Here is a 9,904-nt window from a genome sequence, read left to right on the forward strand (position 1 = left end):
AAGGAGAACGTCATGGCAAGTTCACAGATACTCGAAAAAAAGAAAAAAACCGTGGAGGGACTGGCCGATATTTTCAATTGCAACGGCGTCTACCTCTTTGATTACCGCGGGCTCAAGGTTTCCGAGATGGGCGGCTTGCGCAACCGCATCAAGAAGCTGGGAGCCAACGTCAAGGTGATCAAGAACAGGCTGGCCATCAAGTTTTTCGAAAAGGAAAAAATGGCCATCGGCCGCGAGCTCTTCAGCGGGCCGATCGCCGTCGCCTACAGCAATGAAAAATTCGTCGAAACGGCCAAAGCCCTGGTCGAATTTGAGAAAGAGAGCAAAAAGATCAAGATCAAGTCCGGGTTCATCGAAAGAAAGCTGGTCACCCCGGCGCAGATAAGCGAAGTGGCCAAGTTGCCGGGCAAGGAACAGTTGCTCGCCCAACTGGTCTTTTCCATCGGCATGCCGCTGCGCCGTTTCGGTTCGGCGCTGTCGGCGCCGTTGAGCCACATGCTGGTTTTGTTCAAGAATTTGCAGGCAAAAAAAGAAAAAGGAGGACCAATATAATGGCTGAAGTAAAGAAGGAAGATTTTTTCAAGCATTTGGATAATCTGACGGTGCTGGAACTAGCCGATTATATCAAAGAGTTTGAAAACCGGTACGGAATCAAGGCGGAAATGGCGGCCATGGCCGCCGGCGCTGCCGCACCCGCGGCAACGGCGGATGCCGGTCAGGCGGAAGAGAAGACCGACTTCGAGGTCATCCTGAAGAGCGTGGGCGACAAGAAGATCAACGTCATCAAAGTGGTCCGCGAAGTCACCGACCTGGGCTTGAAAGAAGCCAAGGATGTCGTGGACAAGGCCCCCGCTTCCGTCAAGAAAGGTGTCTCCAAGGAAGAAGCGGAGACCATCAAGAAAAAGTTCGCTGAAGTAGGAGCCGAGATCGAAGTCAAGTAAATGATTTTTTTATTGACCTTTGAAAAATGAAAAAATTAAAGGATTGGTATGCAATCAACTAACAAGTACGTTCAAAGGGTAAGTTTCTCTAAAATTTCTAGCCCCATTGAAGTTCCCGATTTGCTTGAAATCCAGAAAAAATCCTACAAGACCTTTTTACAGATCGATCAATTGCCGGAGAACCGCAAGAACATAGGCATCCAAGCGGCTTTCAAATCCATTTTCCCCATCTCCGACTTCAAGGAAACCGCTATTTTGGATTTCGTTTCCTACTCCCTGGGTGAATGGATGTGCAAGTGCGGCGCCCTGCAGGGGATCGAGAATTCGATGCCGGTGTGCACCCATTGCGGCGGCGTGCTGTCGGCGGAAAACGAGACCGGCAAAAATTCCGTCTGCGGCGAATGCCACGAAAAGGGAACGGTCATTTACAAGACCTGCGACCTGTGCGGCGACCGCGTGCGGCTGAAGATCAGCAACACCCCCGAGGAATGCCTGGACAAGGGATTTGATTATTCGATCCCCCTGAAGGTCAAGCTGCGCCTGGCCCTGTACGGCGAAGACAAGAAGGGCGACAAGGTGATCCGCGACGTCAAGGAGCAGGAGATTTTTTTCGGCGAGATCCCTTTCATGACCGAAAAAGGAACGTTCATCATCAACGGCACCGAACGGGTGGTGGTTTCCCAGCTACAGCGCTCTCCGGGCGTGTACTTCATGCCCGGGAAATCGCGCGGGGAATTCACGGCCAAGATCATACCGGCTCGCGGAGCGTGGATCGAGCTGGAAGAGAAGCTGAACCTGCTGCAGGTGCGCCTGGACAAAAAGACCAAGCGCATCAATATCACGACTTTTCTGAAGGCCATGGGCCTGGCCGACGACGCCGAGATCCTGAAACGGTTCTACACCATAGTCCCGGCCAAAGTGCAGAACGGCATTTTCTATTTCCAAAACTCCCGTTTCCTGAAGGACAACAAGCTGACCAATCCCGTCTGCGACGCGAAGGGTAACGAGATCCTGCCCGCTGGCACCAAGCTGATGATCCGCCACATCAAGGATTTCGAACGGCTCGGCATCGAGTACGTGCCGGTGGACATCGAGCTGTTCGAGGACATCTACGCGGCCGCCGACCTGGAGAACGTGCTGAAGCTCAATGAGGGGATCGGCACCGCCCAGATCAAGAAACTGCGCAAGCTGGAGTGCGAATTCAAGGTCTTCTTCCCCGAGAGCGAGGAAGAGGAACTGGGCCCGATGCTGGCCTACACGCTGCGCAAGGACAAGAAAAAGAAGGACGTCGAAATCACCGACAAGGTGGCCATCAAGTCGGAGAGCGAGCTCGAAGACAAGGTGTCCAAGAACCAGGGCGATGCCTTCATCGAAGTGTTCAAGAAGCTGCGCCCGGGAGAGCCGGTCACCCTGGAGGGTTCCAGAAAGTTTTTTGAAAACATGATTTTTGACCCCCGGCGCTACGACTTGTCCTCCGTCGGCCGCATGAAGCTGAACATCAAGCTCGGCTTCAAAAAGGACAACAACACCGAGGTTTTCACCCTCACCCTCGAGGATATGGTGCAGATTGTCCGCTATTTCCTCAAGTTGAAATTCGACCGGACCGGCACCATGCGCGTCGACGACATCGATCATCTGGCCAACCGCCGCATCCGCGCCGTCGGCGAGCTGGTGGAAAACGGTTTCCGCATCGGCCTGATGCGCCTGGAAAAAATCATCCGCGAGCGCATCACCAACGCTCCCGACATCACCGTCATGCTTCCGCGCGAGCTGCTCAATACCAAGCCCGTTTTCGCCGCCCTGAAGGAATTTTTCGGCACCTCGCAGCTGTCGCAGTTCATGGACCAGACCAACGCCCTGGCCGAGACCACCCACAAGCGGCGCATCTCGGCGTTGGGCCCCGGCGGTTTGAACCGCGACCGCGCCGGGTTCGAAGTCCGTGACGTGCATTCGTCCCATTACGGCCGCATCTGCCCCATCGAAACTCCGGAAGGGCCGAACATCGGCTTGATCTCGTCGCTGACCACCTATGCCCGGGTCAACGACTACGGCTTCATCGAAACCCCGTACCGCAAGGTGGAAAACGGCCATGTGGTCAACTATTACCGCATCGAATACGCCGGCGATGCGAAATTCGCCTACCATGACATCGTGCGCGAGGACGAGGTCCGCGCCGAAATGGCGCGCCTGGAAAGAGCGGGCAAGAAAGTGCCGCTGATCAAGTACCATCCCTTCTATTTGAGCGCCTGGGAGGAGGAAGAGTTCGCCATCGCCCAGGCCAACTCCGAGCTGGACAAGAACAACCGCCTGGTCGCCAAGAAAATCGACGCGCGCAAAGCCGGGGAAACCATCCTGGTCGACCCGCTCGAGGTCAATTTCATCGACATTTCGCCCAAGCAGATCGTCTCCATATCGGCGGCCTTGATCCCGTTCCTGGAAAACGACGACGCCAACCGCGCCCTGATGGGGTCCAACATGCAGCGCCAGGCCGTGCCGCTGATCAATCCCGAAGCCTGCATCGTCGGCACCGGCATGGAATACCGGCTGATCAAGGACTCCGGCATGGTCATCGTCTGCCGGCGTTCCGGCGTGGTGATGAACGCCGACGCCGAGCGCATCATCGTCCGCGTCGATTCCGATGACGCCGACGACCTTGATTTTTCCGAGATCCGCGCCGACCTGTACGAGTTGCAGAAGTTCCGGCGCTCCAACCAGAACACCATCATCAACCAGAAGCCGCTGGTGCGCGTGGGCGAGCGGGTGGAAAAAGGGCAGATCCTGTGCGACGGCCCGGCTTCCGACAAGGGCGAGTTGGCCATGGGCCGGAACATCCTCGCCGCCTTCGTCCCCTGGCGCGGCTACAATTACGAGGACGCCATCATCTTAAGCGAGCGCCTGGTCAAGAATTCGGCCTTCAATTCCATCTACATCGTCGAGGAAACCATCGAGGCGCGAGAAACCAAGCTTGGCCCCGAAGAGATCACCCGCGACATCCCGAGCGTCTCGGAAGCGGCCATGAAAAACCTTGATGAGAGCGGCATCGTGCGCATCGGCGCCAAGGTCAAGCCGGGCGAGATCCTGGTCGGCAAGGTATCGCCGAAGGGGGAAACGCAGCTCTCGCCCGAAGAGAAGCTGCTGCGGGCCATTTTCGGCGAGCAGGCCTCCGAAATCAAGGACTCTTCCCTCTACTGCCCCCCGGGCGTCGAGGGGACGGTGATCAACGTCAAGGTGTTCACCCGCCGCGGGCTCACCAAGGACAAGCGCGCGCTCGAGATCGACCAGATCGAGGTCGCCAAGCTGGACAGGAATTTCAACGATGAAAAGAAGATCCTGACGGCCGAAAAGTTCCAGAAGATCGCCAAGCTGCTGAAAAAGGAAAAGCTGGCCAAGGATTTCAGTTTCGAAAAGAAGAAATTCGAAAAAGGGCACGCCATCCCGGCGAAAGACCTCGAGAAAATGAACGATTCCTTCCTCAAGGAAGTGAAGAAATGCATCGCCGACGACGCCCGCAACCTGATCGGCGAAGTGGAAAAGAAGGTGCGGCTGCACATCGAAGCCCTGAAGGTGGAAAAGCAGGAGAAGATCGACCAGATGGAACGCGGAGACGAGTTCTCTCCGGGCATCATCAAGATCGTCAAGGTCCTGATCGCGGTCAACCGCAACATCTCCGTCGGCGACAAGATGGCCGGCCGCCACGGCAACAAGGGCGTCGTGGCCAAGATTCTCCCGGTCGAGGACATGCCTTTCCTCGAGGACGGCCGCTACGTGGACGTGGTGCTCAACCCGCTGGGCGTTCCGTCGCGCATGAACGTCGGCCAGGTGTACGAAATGATACTGGCCTGGGCCGGCAAGGAGCTGAACTGCTACTTTGAAACCCCCGTCTTCGACGGGGCCACGGAAAGCGATGTCAGGGCCTACCTGAAGAAAGCCGGGTTGCCCGAGGATGGCAAGGTCGTCCTCTACGACGGCATTTCGGGCGATACCTTCAAGAGCAAGGTCACCGTCGGCTACATGTACATGATGAAGCTCGAGCACATGGTCGACGACAAGATCCACGCGCGCTCGACCGGACCGTATTCGCTGATCACGCAGCAGCCGCTGGGCGGGAAAGCGCAGTTCGGCGGCCAGCGAGTCGGCGAGATGGAAGTCTGGGCCCTGGAGGCTTACGGCGCCGCCTACATCCTGCAGGAAATGCTGACCATCAAGTCGGACAACATCAGCGGTAGGAATGAAATATATTCGGCGATCGTCAAGGGGACCATGGACTTCAACCCCGGGCTGCCGGAGTCGTTCAACGTCCTGGTCAAGGAATTGAAAAGTCTGGTCCTGAACATGGAACTGGTCAAGAAGGAAAAGGTCAGCGATGAAAGCAAGGTTCAGGAAAACATCGCCAATATCTCCTAAGGAGCAAGGATGCGAAAACTAAAGAAAGACGGCAAAGAAATAAAGATCATGGACTACAGCCACGTGAAGGTGAGCATCGCTTCTCCGGAAATCATCCGCAGCTGGTCCTACGGGGAAGTGACCAAGCCGGAGACCATCAACTACCGCACCTTCAAACCCGAGCGCGACGGGCTTTTCTGCGCGAAAATATTCGGACCGACCCAGGATTTCCGCTGCCTGTGCGGCAAGTACAAAGGCTTGAAATACAAGGGCATCGTCTGCGAAAAGTGCGGCGTCGAGGTCACGCTGGCCTCGGTGCGCCGGGAGCGCATGGCCCACATCGAACTGAACTCCAAGGTCGCCCACATCTGGTTTTTCAAGGGCATCCCCTCGCGCATCGGCGTTTTGCTTGAGATCAGCTCCAAGGAATTGGAGCATATCGTCTATTTCGAGAGCTATATCGTGCTCGATCCCAAGAACGTCCCGGCGCTGAAGTACAAGCAGGTGCTTTCCGAGGACGAGTACCAGGAGCTGGTCGCCAAGTACGGCGAGGACGGTTTCCGCGCCGGCATGGGGGCCGAGGCGCTGCACGAGCTCCTGTCGGCGCTGGATCTGCAGGAAGAGGTCGACAGCCTGAAATCGCGCATCCGGGTGGAAAAATCGTTCCAGCGCAAGAAGAACATGGCCCGGCGGCTGAAGCTGATGGAGGATTTCCTCAAGTCGGGCAACCGCCCCGAGTGGATGGTGCTGGGGGTCCTGCCGGTGATGCCCCCCGATCTTCGCCCGCTGGTGCGCCTCGATGGCGGCCGTTTCGCCTCCTCGGACCTGAACGACCTCTACCGGCGGGTGATCAACCGCAACAACCGCCTGAAGCGGCTCCTGGACCTCAAGGCGCCCGAACTGATCATTAAAAACGAAAAACGCATGCTCCAGGAGTCGGCCGACGCCCTGTTCGACAACCAGAAGCGCAGCCGCAGCTACATGAGCTCGCAGAAGCGGCCCTTGAAATCGCTTTCCGATTCCTTGAAGGGCAAGCAGGGCCGGTTCCGCCAGAACCTGCTCGGCAAGCGCGTCGATTACTCCGGTCGTTCGGTGATCGTGGTCGATCCCCATCTGAAGCTCGACGAGTGCGGCCTGCCCAAGAAGATGGCCCTGGAATTGTTCAAGCCTTTCATTTACAACAAGCTGGAAAAGAAAGGCATGGTGACCACGCTGAAGGTGGCTCGCACCTGGGTCGAGGAGAACCGCGACGAGATCTGGGACGCCCTGGACGAGGTGATCAAGGAGCACACCGTGCTGCTCAACCGCGCCCCCACGCTGCACCGTCTGGGTATCCAGGCCTTCCGGCCGCACCTGGTCGAAGGCAACGCCATTACCCTGCACCCGCTGGTCTGCCCGGCCTTCAACGCCGATTTTGACGGCTATCAAATGGCCGTGCACATCCCGCTCTCGCTTGAAGCGCAGGCGGAAGCCAAGATCCTGATGCTCTCCACGAACAACATCCTGTCCCCGGCCAACGGCAAGCCCCTGGCCGTTCCCACCCAGGACATGATCCTCGGTTTTTACTATATGACCTTTACCAAGCGCAACCTGAAAGGCGAAAACATGATTTTCCCCTCGTTCAAGGATGTGTTGCAGGCCTACGAACAAAACAAGGTCGATTTGAACGCCCGCATCCGGGTAAAATACATCGGCACCATCAAGAATATGGATACCTATTCCTTCGACCCCCAGGATGTCGTCAACTGCCCGATCACCGAGATCAAGAAAGAGGACAACCACCTGCTGGTCACTACCCCCGGGCGGGTCATTTTCAACGAGCTCCTGCCCAAGGGCATCCCCTTCATCAACGGCTTGATGAAGAGGAAAGGCATCCAGAACCTGATCTATTACATCTACCTCAATAATGGCTTCGGCCCCACGGTGGAGACCCTGGACAAGATGAAGGAAGCCGGCTTTGATTATGCCACCCGCGCCGGTTTCACCATCAGCATATCCGACCTGCTGGTACCGCCGGAGAAGCAGGAAATCATCGCTCTGACCGAGAAGGAATTGGAGAAGATCGAGCGCAATTACAAGGCCGGCCATCTGACCGCCGGCGAACGGCACAACAAGATCATCGAGATCTGGAGCAAGGCGACCGACGACATCCGCGAGAAGATGTTCGCCCAGATGCGCACCATGAGCTACGAAGGCGAGGGGATGAACCCCATCTTCGTCATGTCCGATTCGGGGGCCCGCGGCAGCAAGGACCAGTTGAAGCAGCTGGCGGGAATGCGCGGCCTCATGGCCAAACCTTCGGGCGAGATTCTGGAAACCCCGATCACGGCCAACTTCAAGGAAGGCCTGTCGGTCTTGCAGTACTTCATCTCGACGCACGGCGCGCGCAAGGGATTGGCCGACACCGCCCTGAAAACCGCCGACGCCGGCTATCTGACCCGCAAGCTGGTTGACGCCGCCAACGAGGTGATCGTCAAGGAAGAGGACTGCCACACGCTGAACGGCATCGAAGTATCGGCCATCATCGAGAACGGCAAGGAGATCGAGCCACTGATCGACCGCCTGATCGGGCGCGTCGCCCTGGAGGACATCTATTCCCCGGACAACCCGGAGAAGGTCATCGTCAAGGCCGGCGAGGAGATCGATGAATACAAGGGCAAGGAGATCGTCGATTCCGGCATCATGAAGACCAAGATCCGCTCCGCCCTGACCTGCGAGACGCGCAGCGGCGTCTGCTGCAAGTGCTACGGCCGCAACCTTTCCACCGGCAAGCAGATCGAGTTGTGCGAAGCGGTGGGCATTATCGCCGCCCAGTCCATCGGCGAACCGGGAACGCAGCTGACCATGCGCACCTTCCACATCGGCGGCATCGGCCGCCACGAGGGCCAGACCCACCTGCAGGCCGGTTATGAAGGCATCATCAAATACAATAATCTGGAAATCACCCTGAATAAAAACGGCGACTTCATCGCAATGAACCGCATCGGCTCCGTACAGATCCTGGATTCCAAGAAAAGGGAAAAGGCCATGTATCCCGTCGCCTACGGCTCCAAGATCCTGGTCAAGGACAATCAGGCGGTCAAGAAGGGCGATCTGCTTCTGGAATGGGATCCCTTCGCCAATTCGCTGCTGACCAATGACGAAGGCATCGTCGAGCTGAAGGACCTGGAGGAAAACGTATCCTTCGTCAACGCCCGCGACGAGGAGACCGGCAAGATCACCCAGCTGGTCATCGACATCAAGAATGAAAAACTGCGCGATGAGCTGCTGCCCAACATTTCCATCCGCGACAAGGAAACCAACAAGATCAAGAGAAAATACTACCTGCCGGTCAACGCCCACATCTCGGTCAAGGACGGCGACGAAGTCAAGGCCGGCGACGTCCTGTTCAAGATCCCTTCCGAGTTCGCCAAAACCAAGGACATCACCGGCGGCCTGCCCCGCGTCACCGAATTGTTCGAAGCGCGCAAGCCGAAATTCCCGGCCAAGATGGCCCAGATCGACGGCATCATCGAATACGGCAAGGTGCAGAAAGGCGCGCGAAAAATCACCATCCGCTCCCTGGACAAGAACGTCAAGCCCGACGAGCACAGCATCCCGCGCGGCGCGCACATCATCATCGAGGACGGCGGCAAGATCACGGCCGGGACACCGCTGATGGACGGCCCGCTGAATCCGGTCGACATCCTCACCGTGTTGGGTGAGCAGAAGCTGGCCGAATACCTGCTCAAGGAGATCCAGGATGTCTACCGGCTGCAGGGCGTGGAGATCAACGACAAGCACATCGAGATCATCATCCGCCAGATGATCAAGTGGCGGCGCGTGGAAGAGGTCGGCGACACCGTGTTCATCCCCGACCAGATCATCGAGAAATGGAAATTCGAGGAGGAAAACGCCCGCGTCCAGGCCGAGGGCGGCAAGACGGCCCAAGCCAAACCGGCGCTACTACCCATCTCCCGCGCCGCCCTGGCCAACGACAGCTTCCTTTCCGCCGCCGCCTTCCAGGAAACGACGCGCATACTGACCGATGCCGCCATCGCCGGCAAGGAAGACCATTTGCTGGGCATCAAGGAGAACGTGACCATGGGTCGCTTGATCCCCGCCGGCACCGGCTACTCCTACTACCAGCAGGTGGAAATAGACAAAGTGGAAGGCAAGTTCAAGATAGCGAAATAACGAATCGGGGTAGGGGTTTGATTAATCAAACCCCTACGACAAATCATACCCTTGTCTAGTCTTTCGATATTCGGGGCATATGGCCTTATGCCCTCTTGAAAAACCATTTTCAAAACATATCCCCGCTTGCGGCCCCCCCGTGGTAAGGGGGATAAAGGGCGGATTAAGATGCAATTCAAACAGATTATTCCCATCCGCGCCGCCAGGCATAGCCTTTTAAAAAAACATTCAAATATATTTTTGTTTATGAAGAAAATAAATTAAGGTAATTATAAAAGATCTTGCACTGATTTTGTAACATAACTGGAAAGCAAATGGAAGATGCTTTCATGCCGATGATTGTAACGGAACTCCATTTCCTTCAGATAAAAAGGAAACTTCTCTTTTGACACACCATGGAATTT

Annotated in this window: 5 protein-coding genes; 4 read left to right on the top strand and 1 reads right to left on the bottom strand. The window is 56.7% G+C overall.

Annotated features, from left to right (window positions below; genetic code table 11):
* The 4 genes from rplJ to rpoC form a co-directional block, all read left to right on the top strand.
* Positions 1-552, top strand: a 552-nt coding sequence (gene rplJ / locus NTW95_10485) for a 50S ribosomal protein L10 (protein MCX6557839.1), incomplete at its 5' end; no start/stop codon positions are given.
* Entirely contained in the window at positions 552-941 is a 390-nt protein-coding gene (rplL, locus tag NTW95_10490; GenBank protein ID MCX6557840.1) for a 50S ribosomal protein L7/L12, read from the top strand. The genes rplJ and rplL, both read left to right, overlap by 1 nt.
* Before the next feature lie 48 nt (positions 942-989).
* Complete coding sequence (gene rpoB, locus NTW95_10495) at positions 990-5,345, top strand: DNA-directed RNA polymerase subunit beta (protein MCX6557841.1); 4,356 nt, start codon at positions 990-992, stop codon at positions 5,343-5,345.
* Positions 5,346-5,354: 9 nt separating this feature from the next.
* The gene (gene rpoC / locus NTW95_10500) at positions 5,355-9,500 is read left to right on the top strand and encodes a DNA-directed RNA polymerase subunit beta' (protein ID MCX6557842.1); all 4,146 of its coding nucleotides are present in this window, start codon (positions 5,355-5,357) and stop codon (positions 9,498-9,500) included.
* Positions 9,501-9,769: 269 nt separating this feature from the next.
* Here the strand turns inward: rpoC and NTW95_10505 are convergent.
* On the bottom strand, positions 9,770-9,904 hold a 135-nt coding region (locus tag NTW95_10505), incomplete at its 5' end, for a DDE transposase (GenBank protein MCX6557843.1).

The organism is Candidatus Aminicenantes bacterium, assembly GCA_026393795.1.
GTDB lineage: Bacteria > Acidobacteriota > Aminicenantia > UBA2199 > UBA2199 > UBA2199.

Bases quoted from the DNA above. Each gene is read 5' to 3' on its own strand.
- rplL (MCX6557840.1), top strand. From the start codon at position 552: ATGGCTGAAGTAAAGAAGGAAGATTTTTTCAAGCATTTGGATAATCTG.
- rpoC (MCX6557842.1), top strand. From the start codon at position 5,355: ATGCGAAAACTAAAGAAAGACGGCAAAGAAATAAAGATCATGGACTAC.
- rpoB (MCX6557841.1), top strand. From the start codon at position 990: ATGCAATCAACTAACAAGTACGTTCAAAGGGTAAGTTTCTCTAAAATT.